General features: G+C 38.9%; 19 protein-coding genes. 5 read left to right on the top strand and 14 right to left on the bottom strand.

Annotated elements, in window-relative coordinates; translation table 11 throughout:
- Positions 1 to 10: 10 nt before the first annotated feature.
- The 13 genes from ACESOD_RS07740 to ybeY all read right to left on the bottom strand — a co-directional run bounded on the left by ACESOD_RS07740 (position 11) and on the right by ybeY (position 11,035).
- Positions 11 to 967 (bottom strand): competence protein CoiA, encoded by a 957-nt coding sequence (locus ACESOD_RS07740; protein ID WP_373094798.1) that lies wholly within the window; start codon positions 965 to 967, stop codon positions 11 to 13.
- A 95-nt stretch (positions 968 to 1,062) separates the two neighbouring features.
- Positions 1,063 to 2,211: a hypothetical protein gene (locus ACESOD_RS07735; RefSeq protein WP_373094796.1), complete on the bottom strand. Its 1,149-nt coding sequence runs from the start codon at positions 2,209 to 2,211 to the stop codon at positions 1,063 to 1,065.
- Positions 2,212 to 2,413: 202 nt separating this feature from the next.
- Positions 2,414 to 3,274: an SAM-dependent methyltransferase TehB gene (gene tehB, locus ACESOD_RS07730; protein WP_373094795.1), complete on the bottom strand. Its 861-nt coding sequence runs from the start codon at positions 3,272 to 3,274 to the stop codon at positions 2,414 to 2,416.
- A gap of 14 nt (positions 3,275 to 3,288) precedes the next feature.
- Positions 3,289 to 3,756 carry an SsrA-binding protein SmpB gene (smpB, locus tag ACESOD_RS07725; protein WP_001051741.1) on the bottom strand — a complete coding sequence of 156 codons (468 nt, stop codon included), beginning with the start codon at positions 3,754 to 3,756 and terminating at the stop codon, positions 3,289 to 3,291.
- Positions 3,719 to 6,061, bottom strand: a complete 2,343-nt coding sequence (rnr, locus tag ACESOD_RS07720; RefSeq protein ID WP_373094794.1) for a ribonuclease R — start codon at positions 6,059 to 6,061, stop codon at positions 3,719 to 3,721. The genes smpB and rnr overlap by 38 nt, the downstream gene beginning before the upstream one ends.
- 98 nt (positions 6,062 to 6,159) lie before the next feature.
- A complete protein-coding gene (gene secG / locus ACESOD_RS07715) occupies positions 6,160 to 6,393 on the bottom strand; it encodes a preprotein translocase subunit SecG (protein WP_000282514.1) in 234 nt (77 codons plus the stop codon).
- A gap of 39 nt (positions 6,394 to 6,432) precedes the next feature.
- Complete coding sequence (rpmG, locus tag ACESOD_RS07710; protein ID WP_001809104.1) at positions 6,433 to 6,582, bottom strand: 50S ribosomal protein L33; 150 nt, start codon at positions 6,580 to 6,582, stop codon at positions 6,433 to 6,435.
- Positions 6,582 to 7,781: a multidrug efflux MFS transporter gene (locus ACESOD_RS07705; protein ID WP_373094792.1), complete on the bottom strand. Its 1,200-nt coding sequence runs from the start codon at positions 7,779 to 7,781 to the stop codon at positions 6,582 to 6,584. The genes rpmG and ACESOD_RS07705 overlap by 1 nt, the downstream gene beginning before the upstream one ends.
- Complete coding sequence (coaE, locus tag ACESOD_RS07700) at positions 7,768 to 8,373, bottom strand: dephospho-CoA kinase (RefSeq protein WP_000516161.1); 606 nt, start codon at positions 8,371 to 8,373, stop codon at positions 7,768 to 7,770. The genes ACESOD_RS07705 and coaE overlap by 14 nt, the downstream gene beginning before the upstream one ends.
- Positions 8,373 to 9,197 (bottom strand): DNA-formamidopyrimidine glycosylase, encoded by an 825-nt coding sequence (gene mutM / locus ACESOD_RS07695; RefSeq protein ID WP_001114615.1) that lies wholly within the window; start codon positions 9,195 to 9,197, stop codon positions 8,373 to 8,375. The genes coaE and mutM overlap by 1 nt, the downstream gene beginning before the upstream one ends.
- A 48-nt stretch (positions 9,198 to 9,245) precedes the next feature.
- Positions 9,246 to 10,145 (bottom strand): GTPase Era, encoded by a 900-nt coding sequence (era, locus tag ACESOD_RS07690; protein WP_000143255.1) that lies wholly within the window; start codon positions 10,143 to 10,145, stop codon positions 9,246 to 9,248.
- 16 nt (positions 10,146 to 10,161) lie between these two features.
- A complete protein-coding gene (locus tag ACESOD_RS07685) occupies positions 10,162 to 10,557 on the bottom strand; it encodes a diacylglycerol kinase family protein (protein WP_373094791.1) in 396 nt (131 codons plus the stop codon).
- A complete protein-coding gene (gene ybeY, locus ACESOD_RS07680; RefSeq protein WP_049509666.1) occupies positions 10,538 to 11,035 on the bottom strand; it encodes an rRNA maturation RNase YbeY in 498 nt (165 codons plus the stop codon). Before ybeY ends, ACESOD_RS07685 begins: the two co-directional genes overlap by 20 nt.
- Positions 11,036 to 11,139: 104 nt before the next feature.
- On the opposite strand from ybeY, the gene ACESOD_RS07675 reads away from it, so the two are divergent.
- Together ACESOD_RS07675 and ACESOD_RS07670 are read left to right on the top strand one after the other, a co-directional pair.
- Positions 11,140 to 12,795, top strand: a complete 1,656-nt coding sequence (locus tag ACESOD_RS07675; protein WP_373094788.1) for an Rqc2 family fibronectin-binding protein — start codon at positions 11,140 to 11,142, stop codon at positions 12,793 to 12,795.
- 62 nt (positions 12,796 to 12,857) lie between these two features.
- The gene (locus ACESOD_RS07670; protein WP_000943915.1) at positions 12,858 to 13,715 is read left to right on the top strand and encodes a YitT family protein; all 858 of its coding nucleotides are present in this window, start codon (positions 12,858 to 12,860) and stop codon (positions 13,713 to 13,715) included.
- Between the two features lie 93 nt (positions 13,716 to 13,808).
- Here ACESOD_RS07670 and nox read toward each other — a convergent pair whose 3' ends face one another.
- Entirely contained in the window at positions 13,809 to 15,188 is a 1,380-nt protein-coding gene (gene nox / locus ACESOD_RS07665; protein WP_000036803.1) for a H2O-forming NADH oxidase, read from the bottom strand.
- Between the two features lie 317 nt (positions 15,189 to 15,505).
- Between nox and ACESOD_RS07660 the strand changes: the two genes are divergently transcribed.
- Genes ACESOD_RS07660 through ACESOD_RS07650 form a run of 3 tightly spaced genes read left to right on the top strand, consistent with a single transcriptional unit; the run spans position 15,506 to position 18,328 of the window.
- A complete protein-coding gene (locus ACESOD_RS07660) occupies positions 15,506 to 16,426 on the top strand; it encodes an FAD:protein FMN transferase (protein ID WP_025171319.1) in 921 nt (306 codons plus the stop codon).
- Positions 16,427 to 16,460: 34 nt separating this feature from the next.
- The gene (locus tag ACESOD_RS07655) at positions 16,461 to 17,066 is read left to right on the top strand and encodes an NADPH-dependent FMN reductase (protein WP_000915942.1); all 606 of its coding nucleotides are present in this window, start codon (positions 16,461 to 16,463) and stop codon (positions 17,064 to 17,066) included.
- Between the two features lie 17 nt (positions 17,067 to 17,083).
- Positions 17,084 to 18,328 (top strand): NAD(P)H-dependent oxidoreductase, encoded by a 1,245-nt coding sequence (locus ACESOD_RS07650; RefSeq protein WP_223140874.1) that lies wholly within the window; start codon positions 17,084 to 17,086, stop codon positions 18,326 to 18,328.
- The last annotated feature ends 5 nt before the right edge of the window (positions 18,329 to 18,333 follow it).

Below are 18,333 nucleotides of genomic sequence, written 5' to 3'. Positions count from 1 at the left end.
TCCATCCTTTCTATTTTACCATATTTTTTAAGAAATATTGCTGATAAAAGGCAGGTGGATAGAGCTTTTGTAACTCAGTTTGAGGATTTTTTTGATAATAAATTCGAAAGTTGCGATAATAATCACTAATATCCTGTTTAATTTGACAAAAAGAATCATGTTCTATCGGCCTTACTTGAGGATACCAGTCTTGATTCTTCAGATTCAAAAGGTTCTCCCCTCTCAAGTAGGCCTTGGCTTGTTGCTTCATCCAATAGGGATTTTGATAGTAGAGTTGTTTTTGAATGTAATGACAAATGTTCTTATCTTGTTCAACCGAAAAAGTGGTAAGATTTTGTTGATGATAAGGAGTCCGTAATATTTCTAGAAGATTTCCTTTGTCATAAGAAAATTCCTTGACCTGATAATGGAGTTTCCCTTTCAAATCTTGGTGAAGGAGGTACTTAAGTCTTAAAACTTGTTTTTTATGGTCTAACTCCCAAATATGAAAGCCCATATTATTACTGAAGTAAAGAAAATCTCTCTGAAGTTTAGTTAGTCGCTCTTTTAGCCAGAGTTTTTCTCCCAGTAGCCAAAGAACTTGAATTCCCAAACTTCGATAACCATTGCTTCTGTTCCTCAAAAGGTCACATGAAATGGGACTGCATTGAATTTCTAGAGCTAGTTGTTTATTGATAAAGATATCTGCAATTTGCTTCAGTTCAGGTATCAGGCATTCCATCTCTACCTTAGCATTCTTCTTAGCCCAATAAAAAAGACTTTTCTTATTTTCTAGGTGTTCTGGTCCTTCATTTTCATGAAAAAAATCACATTTTTTGAGACTTTCATGAGCGAAATGTGAACGCACGTTTTTTCCTTTCCTCAAGCGGACACTCGTTCCACAAGCCGGACAATAATAAACTTGTTTGACTAGTTCATCCTCCAAGGCATTGACTAGGCTCCCATTTTCATCTCTAGCTAAAAACATAAAACCTCCTTTTCTACTTTATTCGAAAAGGATATGAAAAAGGCTGAGAAATCCAGCCTTTCCATTATATTTTGAGGATAATCCTTTAATCCAGCTCATATTTTATGCTTTTTGATATGTTTTTGTAACATGGGAATCAGATTTGAAATTTGATCTTGTTTAATCACCAATACACCGTACTCTTGACAGCGATGGTTATATACGGGATTGATTTTTCCAGAGCAAACAATTAATTTCAAACAAGTTTCACCAGCAAAATGATTGGCATATACCTCTAGTTCATTAATAGCTTCTACAGACAAGTCTGTCATTTTACAAGATATAAAAATAATGGATTGACCTTTACGGAGGACAACATCAATTTCATTTTGTACATTATCAACTTCAGGGAAAATACCATTCCAGTCAATTTCTGCCCCTATCATACATTCATCAAAATACTCTGACTCTATCGCTAAAAGATAGAGATATAATTCTAAAATATGACCTTTAGTGCGACAGAGCAATTGTGCCTCAGAGCTAGAAAAAGTGTAACTAATATGTTCGGAACTTTCTGCATCAATATGAATCAAGTTAGCTTCTGTTAGTAGAGGAATCATTGATTCTGGATAAGAGTACCTTTTTCCGTTACTTTCCAAAACTTTTACTGTTTTAGCATGAAAATCAATTGTTTTAGCTAATGCAAAGAATTGAGTAATCTGATACCATTGCTCTGGGTTTAAAATTGCATAGTTTGCTAGTTTTTTGATGGTAGTAATTTGTTTCGGACTGTATTTAGGTTGTTTCGATTTGATGAGTTTACCACCCCGTAAGGCCATCAACTGTTCAATGGTCAGACTAGGAATCACTAACTCTTCCTTCTCCACTTTACCCATTTTCCATTTGAATTGTTTTCCTTGATCAATATCTATTGCAATAATCGGTAATTGCTTTTCCAAACCATACTGATACAGAAAAATAGCTAATATCGAATCTCCTCCAAAAACATCTAAGGTCACTGAATCATAGTTAGTCAAGAAAAGATTCAAATCATCCGTAATCTTATCTAGACTTATTTGCCGAAAATGCACTTGTTTTACATGGGAAACTTGATCCAGCAAAAAATGCTTCAAGGACAACCTTTCTTCTTCTGTAATTTTTTTCAAGGAGAGAAATAGAACCTCGTCACAATCACAAATAAAAGTCTGATAAACATTTTTCTCGATAGTGTGATGATCAAAAAGCTCGACTAAAAGACTCGCCATGTCGCTACCTCCCTATTAAAGACTTATTAGTAGTATGGAAAATTTAAAATTTCTTATTGTAAACTTCATAGAAATACGGGTTAAGAGATTGTCTTTAGCATTTTCTACACATCTAGTATAGCATAATTCAGTTGATTGGCCCTCAAGTCTTTATATAAAAAAAAGAATAGAAATTGATAGCTTTTCTATTCGTTTTAAGATTTTATTTTATCTTTTTAGCCAACATAGTAGCAAATCGTAGTTGGATACGATTGCCATTTTCATCACGACGGTGCAAATGACCAGGATTTTCATTATACTTAACCAATTCCCAGTCCTGGTAGTAATTTGCTAATTCCCCCTCTTTAAAGGTAAAGGCAAAATTAACTGAACATGGATAATCTTCCGTATCCATGGCACAAACAATCAAATTGTAGCCACCGATAGAGGTTTGTTCCTGCATGTTTCGGATAATAGCAGGAATACGTTCTGCTTGTAAAAACATGAGCACAACCGTTGATACGATAAAATCGTAAGTTTGGCCTATGCTAGCTGAATTGATATCGTAGAGGCCTACAGGCATTTCTAAGTCTTCTTGCTCCACGATGCTTTGTAACATTTCAAGGGATAGCTCATTTTGGTCCACTGCTGTGACATCAAATCCATGTTGAGCGAGAAAGAGTGCATTTCTTCCTTGACCACAACCCAAATCTAGTGCCTTACACGGTTTTACCGTCTGCATAGCTTCTAAGACTTCCGAATGGACTGGATTAGTATTGTATTTCTTAGGGAAATAATCCTCAGGTTTACAATAAAATTCCAAGTACCATTCTACGTCATCTGTAGCAGCTTCTACACGGTGCCAGGCTTGAGGTTGCGCCATAGGATTATCAGCACCTGCTTCAAAGAGATGCTCAGCTATAATTTCTCCCTCTTCAGTTAATTCAATAAATTTAAGGGTTCCTTTTAATACAGTGATTTTGCCCCAGGTTCCAACCTTAGTATTGTGTTTTCTTTGAACAGCTTCAGGCATGGTGTCTTTATTCCAGACAGGCATGCGTTTATAGGCAACTAGTTTTTCCATTTAGTTCACTCTTTCTATCGATGGTTAACTGCTTTCATGACACGCGCAATATCACGATCTTGCTCACGACGTTTGATAGACTCCCGTTTGTCATAGTCGTGTTTCCCTTTTGCAAGTCCTAAGAGTAGCTTGGCGTAGCCATCTTTGATGTAGACTTTAAGTGGAACCAGAGTCATCCCTGTCCCTTTGGTTTCTTGCTCCAACTTTTGGATTTGTTTTTTATGAAGGAGAAGTTTACGACGACGTTCTGGCTCCTGATTCCAGATGTTGCCTTCCTCATAAGGAGCGATATGGACATTACTAAGCCAAACTTCCCCATTCTTAACCTGGGCAAACCCATCTTTCAGATTGATGCGAGCAGCTCGAACACTCTTAATTTCAGTTCCTGTCAGGACCATTCCTGCTTCTAGCGTATCTACGATTGTATAATCGTGATGCGCCTTTTTATTTTGCGCGACGACCTTTCCCTCGCCCTTTGCCATGCTTAGCTCCTTTCTTTGCTACCTCCTTATAAAAAGGTTTCTTGCTCTTTTTCTTCTTGTCTTTTGAAGAATGCTTGCGCTTATCACTTGAGCGACTAGCTTTTCTCTTGTCTTCTTTCTTATCTGAACGACGACCTCTATCCTTACGACCAGACTTTTTCAATCCTTTCTCAATGACATCAAATTCGCTTGGAATAAAGGAGAAATCAATTTCACCAGTCATCTTGTCTGCTCTTTCAACTCGAATGCGTATCTGTTGTCCCACTCGGAAAGTAATTCCTGATTTCTCCCCACGAAGGGTTAAATCACGTTCGTTGAAATGGTAGAACTCAGGTAGATTGGTAATGTGAATCAAGCCTTCAACTGTATTTGGCAATTCAACAAAAAGACCAAATTTAACAATACTTGAAACAACTGCATCATACTCTTCACCAACGTACTCTTCCATGAATTCAGCTTTTTTCATGGCTTCAACTTCACGCTCTGCCTCGATGGCACGGCGCTCACGGTTTGAAGATTGAGTCGCAATCTCTGGAATCACTTGTTCAAAATGCTCCGCCACTTCCTTAGAACGTCCATAGTCGCGAATCATTCGGTGAACCAAGAGGTCCGGATAACGACGAATTGGACTAGTAAAGTGAGTGTAATAGTCCGCAGCAAGTCCATAGTGACCATGATTATGCTCAGAATAACGAGCTTGTTGCATAGAGCGGAGAAGCATCATTGATAATACATCTGCATAAGGCTCTCCTTCAACAGCACGCATAATATCTTGGAGAGCTTCCTGGCTTATCTCACTCGCAGTACCATAGATTCGTAAACCAAAACTAGAAGCGTAATCAATAAACTTCTGAACTTTTTCAGCTTTAGGTTCCTCATGAATACGATAGATAAAAGGTAAATCAAGCTTGCTAAAGTGTTCCGCAACTGTTTCATTGGCAATCAGCATAAAGGACTCAATCATACGTTCAGCAACACCACGCTGACGAAGAACAATATCAACTGGCTTCCCTTTTTTATCTACCAAAATCTTAGCTTCATTGGTATCAAAATTTAAAGCTCCACGCTTAATCCGCATACCTTCAAGAATTTCATGAAGCTTGGCCATAAGTTCGATACTAGGAACAATTTTCTTAAACTCTTGTCTCTTCTCCCCATCACCCGCTAGGATATCATTAACAGCACTATAGGTCATACGGAAACTTGTTTTGATAACGGTCTGCGTAATCGTATAATTCACAACACGACCCTGCTTATTAATTTCCATAATCGCAGACTGAGTCAAGCGGTCTACTTGAGGATTAAGGGAACAGATACCATTTGAAAGGCGCTCTGGAAGCATTGGAACCACACGGTCTGTCACATATACAGAGGTCGCACGATTGAGGGCTTCTTTGTCAAGAGCAGAACCCTCTGTCACATAGTAAGAGACATCAGCGATATGAACTCCAAGTTCAAAATTTCCATTCTTCAATAGCTTGATGTGAACTGCATCGTCTAAGTCCTTGGCATCGGCTCCATCTATGGTAAATGTAATTTCATCTCTCAGGTCCAGACGGCCTTCCATGTCTTTTTCGGATAGAGCATCAGGTACACTTTCAGCTTCATTGAGAACTGCCTCCGGAAACTCTGAGACAATATCCATTGATTCCAAGACCTCAAGAACGTCAATTCCTGCATCTGTTGAATGTCCAACCACATCTAGGACACTCGCCACAAAGAAGTCATGTTTCTTACTTGGGTACTTGTCAATAAAGACCTTGAGTACTTCTGTCCCTTCTAGTTTGAGAGATGGCTTTTTCACATAAATCGGTTGACTTATTTTTTGGTTTTTAGAACGGATATAACCTGCATACTTAGGCTTTTCCTCATCGAGAATAATTTGCCCAACAACTGTCGTTAAACTGTGCTCTAGGATGTCGATAATCTTTGCTTCTGCAGCAGTTCCTTTGTTACGGTCAGCAACTTTCTTAATGACAACTTCAACAGTATCACCATCAATGGCGTAGTTAACATCACTTTTCCCAACAAAAAGATCGTCTTCTTCGCCTTCAAGGCTTACAAAACCGAACCCATTTTTATGGGCATGGAAAATTCCTTTTAGGGTAATCTCATGTTTTTTCTTCTGGTCTAGGGTTAAACTACCATCTTCTTCAAAGCGAATCTGGTGCTTACGTTCCATCAAGGAAAGAGTTTTGATTAACTCACGGAAGTCCTTTGAACCATCCTTCCCGAGAGCACTGGCCAAGTCATTAACTGTGACACTCCCCTTCTCTTGTAAATATTCTTTTATTTTATCTTTCATGTTTACTTTCTAGATTTATAATATTTTCTTTTTGGTGTAAAACCTTATTTCTTTTAAAAATAAAAATAGGCAAAGACCTAGTCCCGCCCATTATTTTCTTATCTACTTGATAATACCGTCAATGCTAAGGCAATGGCTAGCCAGAAAAAGACTAAAATTCCTGTCAAACGTTGCATCACAGCTTCAAAACCGCGCGCTTTGCTACGTTCAAACAAATCACCTGCACTGGCATCAAATACATTGCTAGATTGGTTTTTAGTTGGTTGCATGAAAATTGCAATCACAATCACAACAGATAATACTAATAAAATGGTTAATAATAGGTTATACATATCAAACTCCTTAAAATCCCTATTATTCTACCATAATTTCTACTTAGATTCAAGATGTAGAGTCACTTTTCTTTCTTTTGGGCAATACTTTAAGACCTCAATCTTGTCTGGATGGGTTTTGGAGTTCTTACTGGTTAGATAATTGATGCTGCCACAAGAGGAGCATTTGAGATTGATTTTTACTCGCACTAGATTTCCTTTACTTTTAATAATGTTTTAAATTGGATAAGGTTAAATAAACAACTAAGAGCTACACAAAGAGCTGTTGCATAAAATACTGAGTGATAGCCAAATTGTCTCGCTACTGCTGATCCTGCTAAAGGACCTATCACTCCTCCTAGATAAAAGAAGACTTGATTAAAGGCAAATACCCTTGAAATACCAACTTTAGGGGTTATTTTGCTTAGGAGAGCATTGACACCAGGTATCAGAGCTCCCGTCCCCAGACCAAATAGAAAACGATAGAAGCCTAATTTGAATGGGCTAGTCGCATTTGCACATAATAGATATATGAAAACTGAATATACCTGAGCTACGACAAGGAGTCGATGATTGCCCACTTTATCACCTAATTTACCCATGATACCTGCACTCATCATACTTGAAAATCCCATACTGGATACAATCAAACCAGAGACAAAAAGAAGATTCTCTTTCTGTCCCAAATCTCGTACATAAAGGGCAAGGATGGGACCGATAGATTGGGCGGCAAATTGGATCACAAAACTAGTTAGAAATAGATTCAACAGGATAAAAGGGTATTTGACAGAGGTAAAAAGTTCTCTTGTGGGAAGGGCTTTTTCTTTCGATACTGGTTGGAATTTTTCTTTGATAAAAAGAATGGTTAAGAAAGCAGCCAAAAATAGGAAACTACCAACTAATAAAAAGACATTTCGAATGCCAAAAATTTCGGCAATGAGTCCACCGACAAAGGGGCCAGTCAAAGTTCCAGCGACAACACCAGTTGATAAAGTCCCTAGAGCGTATCCAGACCTATCTTTGGGTACTTGACTAGCAATCAAGGCTGTTGCATTTGGAACAAATCCTGTAAAAACTCCATTAAGGAATCGTAAGAACAAGAGCCAGAAAACATTTGGAACGAAAGCTAAACCGCCCATGGTAATGGTCATGGCTAGCCCTGCACGAATCATCATAGGTTTTCGACCATACTTGTCTGCTAATATTCCCCAAATTGGTGATACAAAGGCTGCAGAAATTGCAGAAACAGATATAGCTAAACCTGAATAAAAGGCAACTTGATCCCCTTTAACTCCTAACTGTTCCACAAAAATAGGCATGAAAGGAACAACAAGAGAAATGCTGGCCCCCGTTAAAAAGCAACCAAACCAAGCAATACGAAGATTATCCTTCCAACTAATCTCTTGCATGGATATAGCCTCCTTCAAGTAATTTCACTACCTGACTCAAAAGTTGCTCTCGACTGCCATTATTATCTATTACACAAGTAGCCAATTTTTTCTTTTCTTCTAAGGGCCACTGGGAGGAAAGACGGGCTTGTGCTGCATCTATAGTCAAACAATCTCGTTTCACTAAGCGATCCAGCTGGGTATCTCGACTTACATAAACTAGCCAAGTTTCATCAAACCATGAAGCATAGTCTTGCTCAAAAAGTAATGGAATATCCATGAAAAATACGTCCTCAGTCTGAGCTAACTTGTCTCTCAAATCCCACAATTCTTCACGGATAATTTGGCCTTGAGTTTGTTTAGACCACTCTCTCTCCTCAGAGTTAGAAAAGATAAGACTGGCAAGTAATGGTCGATTCAATTCATCATTCTCAAGAAGGATATTCTCCCCAAAATGATCCACTAAAATCCGATAAAGTCGTCCACCGGGTTTTTGTAGTTGGTGAACCACGGCATCTGCATCCACTACTTCAAACCCATTTTGCCTTAGAAATTCTGTAACGGTCGATTTCCCAGAAGCAATACCGCCTGTGATTCCGATTATTTTTCCCATCAGTCCCTCCTTTGACAGTTTGGACAAAAGTGAGTGCCTCTCCCGCCGAGCTGAAATTTCTCAATTACGGTTCCACAACACGAACAAGATTGCCCAGTTTTATCATAGACCTGATGAAATTCTTGCATGGTGCCATCTTCTCCAAATGCATTGGTATAGGTGCGAATAGTTGAACCACCCTTTTCAACAGCCTTTCCTAAAACCTTAATCGTTTCATCATGGACTTTTCTGGCCTCTTGAGCAGTTAAACTGTTAGAAAGTCTAGAAGGGTGAACCTTGGCCCTCCAGAGTACTTCGTCTACATAAATGTTTCCCAATCCTGCAACTAGCGTCTGGTCAAGTAAATGAGATTTAATAGGTTTTTTTGACCTTTTCAAGGCTCGTTTAAATCTTCCTAAATCAAAATCTTGCTCAGTAGGTTCTGGTCCAAGCTTTTTAGATGCAAAGTAAGCATCTAAGAGTTCAGGAGCAAGCAATTCCATAGTGCCAAACTTGCGTAGATCCTCATAAACTAAAGTACCACCATCTTCAAACTGGATGAAAATATGATCATGCTTACGTTCAGGAACATTGGTTGGATAATAAAAATACTTGCCTTCCATCCGTAGATGAGAAATCAAAACCTTATCTGTCAAGTAGAAAAGTAAATACTTGCCACGGCGCCCCATCGATTGAATCTCTTGACCAGGCACTTCATTTTGAAACTCGTCCAAATCTGTCTTAATCATCTTGGGATAGCGAATTTCTATACTCGAAATCTTCTTCCCTAGAATCAGTTTTTCAAGACCTCGTCGAACCGTTTCGACTTCAGGTAATTCAGGCATAACTCCTCCTTCTCTAAAAACAAGAAGCAGGCTACTGCCCACCTCTTCTTAATATTCTTTTTCGTTATAGCCAAAGTCAGCCAAATCTAGCTTCTTATCTCGCCAGTTTTTCTTAACCTTGACCCAAGTTTCTAGGAAGACCTTGTCCCCTAGCATAAGCTCGATATCACGACGGGCCATAGTCCCAATTTTCTTGAGCATGGCACCACCTTTACCGATGACAATCCCTTTTTGGCTATCACGTTCGACCATGATAGTTGCTCGAATATGAACCTTGTCTGTATCCTCGTCTCTTTTCATTGAGTCCACCACTACTGCAACTGAGTGTGGAATTTCTTCACGAGTTAAGTGTAAGACCTTTTCACGAATCATCTCAGAAACCAAGAATCGTTCTGGATGGTCAGTAATTTGATCCGCAGGGAAATATTGGAAACCTTCCTCAAGATTTTCACTGAGAATATCGACTAGACGAGAAACGTTATTTCCCTGAAGGGCTGAAATAGGAACAATTTCCTTGAAATCCATCTGATTACGGAAATCATCAATTTGAGCCAAGAGCTGGTCTGGATGAACCTTATCAATCTTATTGACCACCAAAATTACAGGAACTTTAGCAGCTTTAAGACGCTCGATAATCATATCATCACCCTTACCACGCGCTTCATCAGCAGGCACCATGAATAAAACAGTATCCACCTCACGAAGGGTGCTATAGGCTGACTCTACCATAAAATCTCCGAGTGCTGTCTTAGGCTTGTGAATTCCAGGAGTATCGATAAAGACGATTTGCTCCTTATCAGTGGTGTAAATCCCCATGATTTTATTGCGCGTTGTCTGCGCCTTATCACTCATGATGGCAATCTTTTGCCCCATAACGTGATTCAAAAAAGTTGACTTCCCTACATTTGGACGTCCTAAAATGGCTACAAAGCCTGATTTAAATGTCATAATTTCCTCTTACTGTTTAAAATAATAAATCCCAAATCCGTGGGAGAAAGATAAGTGCACCTGTCAAAGCGGCAAAAATAGAGACCACAAGCACGGCACCAGCTGCCATGTCTTTAGCTTTTTTTGCCAACATAGAAAAGTGATAGTGACTAGCCAAATCTACTACATTTTCAATAGCTGAATTAATAATCTCAAAAGCTACTACCATGAAAATGCTCAAAAGTAGAAATAACCATTCGATTCGTGACACCTGAAAAACAAAACCTGCAAGGACAACTATTAGAGCCGTCACTGCATGCTTTCTCATGTTACGTTCTTCCTTAATCGCAGTAAAAATCCCTGTAATGGCAAATTCTAAACTGGAGATTAGGTCACGATTTTTCCATTTTCGTTTATTGTCTTGTGAGTCCATAGGCTGTCAAAATTTCTTCTTGTAAACCGAACATCTCCGCTTCTTCCTCGGGAGTGTAGTGATCATAGCCGTTAATGTGTAAAAAGCCGTGCACTGCCAAGAAGCCCATTTCACGTTCAAAACTATGACCGTACTCCTCAGCTTGCTCATGTGCCTTATCAATGGAAATGAAAAGCTCACCGATATAAGCATCAAATTCTGACATCATATCTGCCAAGTCGGGATCATTTTCCAGATCTTCCTCATCAAAGGCAATCTCTAACTCCGGCTTATATTCAAGACTGATAACATCTGTTGGACGATCGGTATCACGAAACTCTAGATTGAGTTCATGGCTTCGTTCGTTGGTCACAAATGTGACCGCCATTTCCTTGTCTTCTTTTCCAATTTTTTTTGCAGCAAATTCTAAAATTTCCTGTGTTTGTTCTAAAATTTCTTTTGAAACTTTTCCAGTTTCATCTACCATTTCAATATACATGTGCTTCTCGATTCTCTTTACTTGGCTTTATTATATCACATTTCTATGATTTTATTCTACCTTTTTGATATAATACTATGGAATACATTCACGAGGAGAGAACCATGTCATTTGATGGATTTTTTTTACACCACATGGTTGAGGAATTGCGAACTGAACTACTAAATGGTCGCATCCAAAAGATTAATCAACCCTTTGACCAAGAATTGGTCCTGCAAATCCGTAGCAATCGCCAAAGCCATCGTTTGCTCCTGTCTGCCCATCCAGTTTTTGGACGCATCCAGTTAACAGAGTCCACCTTTGAAAACCCTGCTCAGCCATCTACTTTTATTATGGTATTGAGAAAGTACCTTCAAGGAGCAGTTATCGAGTCAATCGAGCAAATTGAAAACGATCGTATCGTGGAAATCACGGTTTCCAATAAAAACGAGATTGGGGACCATATCAAAGCCACGCTTATTATCGAGATTATGGGCAAACACAGCAATATTCTCCTTGTAGATAAGTCTAGTCACAAAATTCTTGAAGTTATCAAGCATATCGGTTTCTCTCAAAATAGCTACCGTACCTTATTACCAGGTGCTACTTATATCGCTCCTCCAAGTACAGAAGCTCTCAATCCTTTTATGGTCAAGGACGAAAAACTCTTTGAGATTCTACAAACCCAAGAGTTAACTGCTAAAAACCTTCAAAACCTCTTTCAAGGTTTGGGAAGAGATACAGCAACCGAGTTAGAAAGACAACTGCTTAATGATAAACTAGCCACTTTCCGGAACTTCTTTGGACAAGAAACCAAACCTTGCCTAACAGATAAATCCTTTTCTTGTGTGCCTTTTTCTAGTAAAACAGCGGAGAATTTTGACAGTCTTTCACAATTACTTGATATCTATTATAAGGATAAAGCCGAACGTGACCGTGTGAAACAACAGGCTAGCGAACTCATACGTCGAGTTGAAAATGAACTACAAAAGAATCGTCAAAAACTAAAGAAACAGGAAAAAGAACTTCTGGCTACCGAAAATGCAGAAGAATTTCGTCAAAAAGGTGAGTTACTAACCACTTTCCTTCATCAAGTTCCCAATGACCAAGATCAGGTCATTTTAGAAAACTACTACACCAACCAGCCTATCACGATTGCACTTGATAAAGCTTTAACTCCAAACCAAAATGCTCAACGCTACTTCAAACGCTATCAGAAATTAAAAGAAGCTGTTAAATACTTGACTGACCTGATTGAAGAAACCAAGGCAACCATTCTCTATCTAGAAGGTGTCGAAACGGTACTCAATCAAGCCGGACTCGATGAAATTGCTGAAATTCGCGAAGAATTGATCCAAACAGGATTTATCCGCAGAAGACAAAGGGAAAAAATCCAGAAACGGCAAAAACCTGAGCAGTATCTAGCTAGTGATGGAAAAACGATCATCTATGTAGGGCGCAATAACCTACAAAACGAGGAATTGACCTTTAAAATGGCCCGTAAAGAAGAACTCTGGTTCCACGCTAAGGATATCCCTGGAAGTCATGTTGTTATCTCAGGCAATCTCAATCCGACTGATGAGGTAAAAACAGACGCTGCAGAACTTGCAGCCTACTTCTCTAAGGGACGTCTCTCAAATCTCGTTCAGGTAGATATGATTGAAGTTAAAAAACTCAACAAACCAACTGGTGGAAAACCTGGTTTTGTCACCTATACTGGGCAAAAGACCCTCCGTGTTACACCCGACCCTGAAAAAATTCAGTCCATGAAAATCAAATAAAGTCTTGTATACTTGTGGGCTGTTACTGCTGTAGACTCAAATAAAAATGGGAGGTGCATTCAATGCTACGGCATATCAAATCTATTTTAACCATTATATTCGGAGCAGCCATTTATGCCTTCGGACTCACGTATTTTGTTGTGCCCCACCACTTATTCGAGGGTGGAGCAACGGGAATCACCTTGATTACCTATTATCTCTTTAACATCCCTATCTCCGTGATGAACCTCATCATCAATATCCCATTATTCATTCTAGCCTGGAAAATATTTGGTGCAAAGACCCTATACAGCAGCCTACTCGGAACCATTTCCTTATCCATGTGGTTAGCAATCTTTGAGAAGATTCCTCTCAACTTTAATCTTGAAGGAGATCTGGTCATTGTTGCATTAGTTGCGGGTGTTCTTTTAGGACTTGGTCTGGGTATTATCTTCAATGCTGGTGGTACCACTGGAGGAACAGATATCGTCGCTCGAATCCTGAACAAGTACACCAATATCTCCGTGGGGAAATTACTCTTTGCATTAGACTTCCTTATCTTAATGCTCATTTTAATTATCTTCCAAGACCTTCGTCTCGTTACTTATACACTTCTATTTGACTTCATCGTTTCTAGAGTTATTGACTTGATTGGTGAAGGCGGATATGCTGGAAAAGGTTTTATGATTATCACTCAAAAGCCTATGGAAGTGGCAGATAAAATCAATGAAGAGTTAGGTCGAGGTGTCACCTTCATATCTGGACAAGGTTACTACAGTCAAAAAGATTTAAAAATTATCTACTGTATCGTAGCAAGAAATGAAATGATTAAGATGAAAGAATTGATTCATACGATTGATCCTAAGGCCTTTATCACCATCACTGAAGCTCACGAAATTCTTGGGGAAGGCTTCACATTTGTGAATGAAGAAACTTCCTAATATATAGACAACAAAAATAGTAACTTCGAATTTGAAGTTACTATTTTTTTGATGATAAAAACGGAAGAAGCAAATCTTCCGTTTTACAAGTCATTATTTTTCAGCTGTAAGTGCAGCCATTGTGATGTAGTTGTATGGTTTGTTGAAGTGTGGCAAGAAGAATAGGTCTGTCAATGCCAACTTGTCGATTGTAACATGTTCTTGGATAGCCAATGAGAACATGTGAATTCCCATGCTGATTGCTGAATCACGTGATACCATTTGAGCACCAAGGATTTCACGGCTATCTTTATCAAAGACAATCTTGATTGCTACTTCATAGTTGTCATGTTTCATAAATTCTGGTTTTTGAAGATCGTTGAAGCCTGTTTCAACAGCATTGTAGCCTGCAGCTTTAGCTTTTTCAAGAGTCAAACCAGTTGAAACCATGTGAAGACCATAGATTGAGATACCGTTTGATCCTTGAACACCGATTCCTTCAAGTTCATGTCCACAAGCATTGTAAGCACCTACGATACCAGTACGTACAGCATTTGATGCAAGAGCGATGTAGCTAGTGTCTTTACGAGCGTTGTCATAAACAGTCGCACAGTCACCCACAGCGAATACTCCTGGAAGTGATGTTTCTTGTTTCTTGTCTACAAGGAAGGCACCGTTGCGGAAAAGTTCAATCTTGCCATCAGCAAGAGCTGTGTTAGGACGGAAACCAACTGCAAGAACAACCATGTCAACATCGAATGTTTCTTTGTCAGTGATCAAGCGTTCAACTTTACCGTCACCTTCGATAGCTTTAACAGTTTGTCCAAGTGCCAAGCGGATATTGTGGTCTTCCAAGTTCTTAGCCATCAATTGCGTGAAGTCTTTATCGTAGTAACCGTTCAAGACTGTATCTACGATATCAACAAGGACAACTTCTTTTCCAAGACGTTCAAATGCTTCAGCAAGCTCAACACCGATGTATCCACCACCGACAACAGCGATACGCTCAAGATGTTTGCTCTTGTCAGCAAGTTTGTTGATAACTTCTTCTGCGTTTTGGTACAATTTAACGAATTGTACATTTTCAAGAGTTGCTTTGAATTCGCGGTTACCCTTAACAATTTCAACACCTTCGATTGGTGGCAAGATTGGAGTTGAACCAGTCGCAAAGATCAATTTTTCGTATGATTCTTTGTGTTCTTTTCCATCAACTTCAGCAGTTACAACTTTGTTATCATAGTCAATTGAAAGAACTGGTGAGTTCATATAAACTTTAGCACCTTTTGCTTCCAATTTTTCTTTATCTGAGTAGAAGAGACCTTCTGGACCATCGATTTGCTCACCAATCCAAAGAGCCATTCCACATCCTAGGAATGAAATGTTTGAGTTTTGGTCAAAGACAACGATTTCATTTTCACTTCCAAAATTGTCCAACATAGTGTTGATACAAGCAGTTCCAGCGTGGTTAGCACCCACGACTACGATTTTACTCATAAGATAATTCCTACCTTTAATTTTTTATTTACCTTTCTAGTATATCATTATCTGTGAGCGTTTACAAGCTTTTTGACTAGTTTGCTGTTTTTTTGAAATTTTTTTGAAATATATATTAATTTATTTTCAACCTTTCCAAAGTTTTTTGCACATTTTTTATTTATTCAAGCATATTTCTTGACTTTTTGTAAAAAATAATTTGTGAAAACGCTGACTTTATGATATTCTATTTATATGGAAATGAAATTTAAATCTTCAGATTGCTTTCATATCTGGATTTACAACTATTTCCAATTGATTTGAAGGGAGTTGATTCTTTGCCTCTCAGTTCATTATCTGAACGGTTAATGGGAACTACGATTACTATTTCCTTGGTACATGAACAAGCGGATAATCTTCTCCGTCAAGCTTTTGATTTGCTAAAAGAACTTGAATTTCGATTTAATGCAAATAGTATCGAATCGGAATTGATGGAAATTAACTATCAGGCGGGAATTGCCCCAGTTAAGGTACACCCTGATCTGTTTGAACTGATTTCTTTAGGATTAGAACACAGTCTAGCTCCTGGAAGTCATCTCAATATCAGCATTGGTCCTTTGGTACAAACCTGGCGTATTGGTTTTTCCGATGCCAAAGTTGCTAGTCCTGAAGAAATTTCTTCGGTTTTACCATTGATAGATCCCCGTTTTATCAAACTTGATTCAATTTCTTCTACTGTTTTCTTAGAAAAGAAAGGAATGAAAATTGATTTAGGTTGTTTAGCGAAGGGCTATAGCGCAGATAAGGTTGCTACTTTCTTAAAAGAAAATGGTGTCACTTCTGCTCTTATCAATCTTGGGGGAAATATCCTTACCATTGGTAATAACCAAGCCAGAAATGGACAACCTTGGCAAATTGGTATTCAAGACCCTAATCATCCACGTGGGAATCACCTGATGACCTTATCTATTACTGGAAAGTCAGTTGTTACATCCGGAATTTATGAACGGCATCTTGAAATCGATGGAAAGGATTATCATCACATTTTCGACAGCGAAACTGGCTATCCTATTGAGACGGATTTGGCTAGTTTAACGATTATATCTGACCGCTCAGTTGATGGTGAGATATGGACCACACGATTGTTTGGTGAACGTAGCGCTTCTATCATGTGGCAAATCGAAAATATCGATGGAATCGAAGCCATCCTTATTGATAAAGATGGACATATCGCTTGTTCATCCGGTATCCAAAGATAAATAATAAATAATGCAAAAAGAGAAAGGAAAGCTCATGCTAAAACTTATTGCTATTGTAGGAACTAACTCTAAACGTTCCACAAACCGCCAACTGCTTCAATATATGCAAAAACACTTTGCTGATAAAGCAGAAATCGAATTGGTAGAAATTAAAGACCTACCAGTCTTCAACAAACCTGCAGATAAACTTATTCCTGCAGAAGCCTTAGAAATTGTTGCAAAAATTGAAGCAGCTGATGGTGTGATTATCGGTACTCCTGAATACGATCACTCAATTCCTGCTGTTCTTATGAGCGCTCTTGCTTGGATTTCTTATGGAGTATTTCCACTTCTTAACAAACCAGTGATGATCACAGGTGCTTCATACGGTACACTCGGTTCATCACGTGCTCAATTGCAACTCCGTCAAATCCTAAATGCGCCTGAAATTAAAGCAAATGTTCTCCCAGATGAATTCTTGCTTTCTCATTCTCTTCAAGCTTTTGATAAGAATGGTGACTTGGTAGATCTTGATGTCATCAAGAAATTGGATGCCATCTTTGATGACTTCCGTATTTTTGTCAAGATTACTGAAAAATTACGTAATGCACAAGAACTTCTTCGTAAAGATGCAGAAGAATTTGACTGGGAAAATTTGTAAGATAGGAGATCGAAAGAATGAAATTTGTTGGACTTGTTGGATCAAACTACGACCAATCATATAACCGCAAACTCTTGGAATTCATCCGTCGTAACTTCAAACTAAAATTTGAATTAGAAGTTCTTGAAATCGATGAAGTTCCAATGTTTAACCAAGACGAAAAATGGGACGAAAGTTTCCAATTGCGCCTTCTTTACAACAAAATTACTCGTGCTGATGGTGTGATTATTGCTACTCCTGAGCACAACCATACAATTTCTGCTTCACTCAAGTCAGTTCTTGAATGGCTTTCATATGAAGTACATCCATTCGAAAACAAACCAGTGATGATCGTGGGTGCTTCTTACTACGACCAAGGAACTTCTCGTGCGCAAGTTCACCTTCGTAAGATTCTTGACGCTCCAGGTGTAAATGCCTATACTCTTCCAGGGAATGAATTCCTTCTTGGAAAAGCTAAAGAAGCTTTTGATGCTAACGGAAATATTATCAACGAAGGAACTGTTAAATTCCTTGAAACTTGTTTAGATAACTTTGTCAAATACGTAGGAGTCGTTTCTAAATTGAAAAAACCAAAACCAATTGAACCAGAAGACTTGGATTGTGGAAAACCAATCGCTACAACTATTACAGAAGTTGATCCTGACGATCCAAACTGGGTAGAAAAAGTTGCAGAAATCACAGGTGCTGTTTCAGGTGATACATATGTTAAACTTGACCATGGTATCTTGACTGTTAACCAAATCGATATGTTCTTGAAAGCTATGCCTTTTGAATTGACATACGCTGACGATAACAACCAATTCCTCTACTACAACAATGCTCACCAAGATCCTGATACAATGTTTGCAAAACGTGTACCATCTCAATCTGGTAGCCGTATGTCAACCGTTCACGGTTCTCTCCCACCAGCACGTATGAAAAATGTTGAGTGGGTTATTGGAACACTTCGCAATGGTAACCAAGAATACGTACGTACAATCGTTCCTGGTTCACCTGCTGGTGTTATCAACACTCACAACTACCAAGCTATGTACTATCCTGACGGTTCATATGCTGGTATCAATGAAATTGTCTTTAACTTCCAACCATGGCTTGACTGGTACTTGAAAGAAACAGGTCAACGCTTGGTAGGAGGCAGCGGACCATTTGCTCCTGCTGGAGGCCACGGTGACGCAGATGCTACTTCAGGCGCATCTGATGCCGGAGGTCACGGTGATGGAGGTCACGGTGACGCGGATGCTACATCTGGGGCAAGTAACTAATACTC

The sequence above is a fragment of the Streptococcus oralis genome (genome assembly GCF_964238205.1).
GTDB lineage: Bacteria > Bacillota > Bacilli > Lactobacillales > Streptococcaceae > Streptococcus > Streptococcus oralis_CZ.
Note: the sequence above shows the minus strand (reverse complement) of the source record. Positions and strands in the feature narration are given on the sequence as shown.

Excerpts from the sequence above, each read along its gene's own strand:
- ACESOD_RS07740 (WP_373094798.1), bottom strand. The coding sequence starts at position 967 with ATGTTTTTAGCTAGAGATGAAAATGGGAGCCTAGTCAATGCCTTGGAG.
- ACESOD_RS07735 (WP_373094796.1), bottom strand. The coding sequence starts at position 2,211 with ATGGCGAGTCTTTTAGTCGAGCTTTTTGATCATCACACTATCGAGAAA.
- tehB (WP_373094795.1), bottom strand. The coding sequence starts at position 3,274 with ATGGAAAAACTAGTTGCCTATAAACGCATGCCTGTCTGGAATAAAGAC.
- smpB (WP_001051741.1), bottom strand. The coding sequence starts at position 3,756 with ATGGCAAAGGGCGAGGGAAAGGTCGTCGCGCAAAATAAAAAGGCGCAT.
- rnr (WP_373094794.1), bottom strand. The coding sequence starts at position 6,061 with ATGAAAGATAAAATAAAAGAATATTTACAAGAGAAGGGGAGTGTCACA.
- secG (WP_000282514.1), bottom strand. The coding sequence starts at position 6,393 with ATGTATAACCTATTATTAACCATTTTATTAGTATTATCTGTTGTGATT.
- ACESOD_RS07705 (WP_373094792.1), bottom strand. The coding sequence starts at position 7,781 with ATGCAAGAGATTAGTTGGAAGGATAATCTTCGTATTGCTTGGTTTGGT.
- coaE (WP_000516161.1), bottom strand. The coding sequence starts at position 8,373 with ATGGGAAAAATAATCGGAATCACAGGCGGTATTGCTTCTGGGAAATCG.
- mutM (WP_001114615.1), bottom strand. The coding sequence starts at position 9,197 with ATGCCTGAATTACCTGAAGTCGAAACGGTTCGACGAGGTCTTGAAAAA.
- era (WP_000143255.1), bottom strand. The coding sequence starts at position 10,145 with ATGACATTTAAATCAGGCTTTGTAGCCATTTTAGGACGTCCAAATGTA.
- ACESOD_RS07685 (WP_373094791.1), bottom strand. The coding sequence starts at position 10,557 with ATGGACTCACAAGACAATAAACGAAAATGGAAAAATCGTGACCTAATC.
- ybeY (WP_049509666.1), bottom strand. The coding sequence starts at position 11,035 with ATGTATATTGAAATGGTAGATGAAACTGGAAAAGTTTCAAAAGAAATT.
- ACESOD_RS07675 (WP_373094788.1), top strand. The coding sequence starts at position 11,140 with ATGTCATTTGATGGATTTTTTTTACACCACATGGTTGAGGAATTGCGA.
- ACESOD_RS07670 (WP_000943915.1), top strand. The coding sequence starts at position 12,858 with ATGCTACGGCATATCAAATCTATTTTAACCATTATATTCGGAGCAGCC.
- nox (WP_000036803.1), bottom strand. The coding sequence starts at position 15,188 with ATGAGTAAAATCGTAGTCGTGGGTGCTAACCACGCTGGAACTGCTTGT.
- ACESOD_RS07655 (WP_000915942.1), top strand. The coding sequence starts at position 16,461 with ATGCTAAAACTTATTGCTATTGTAGGAACTAACTCTAAACGTTCCACA.
- ACESOD_RS07650 (WP_223140874.1), top strand. The coding sequence starts at position 17,084 with ATGAAATTTGTTGGACTTGTTGGATCAAACTACGACCAATCATATAAC.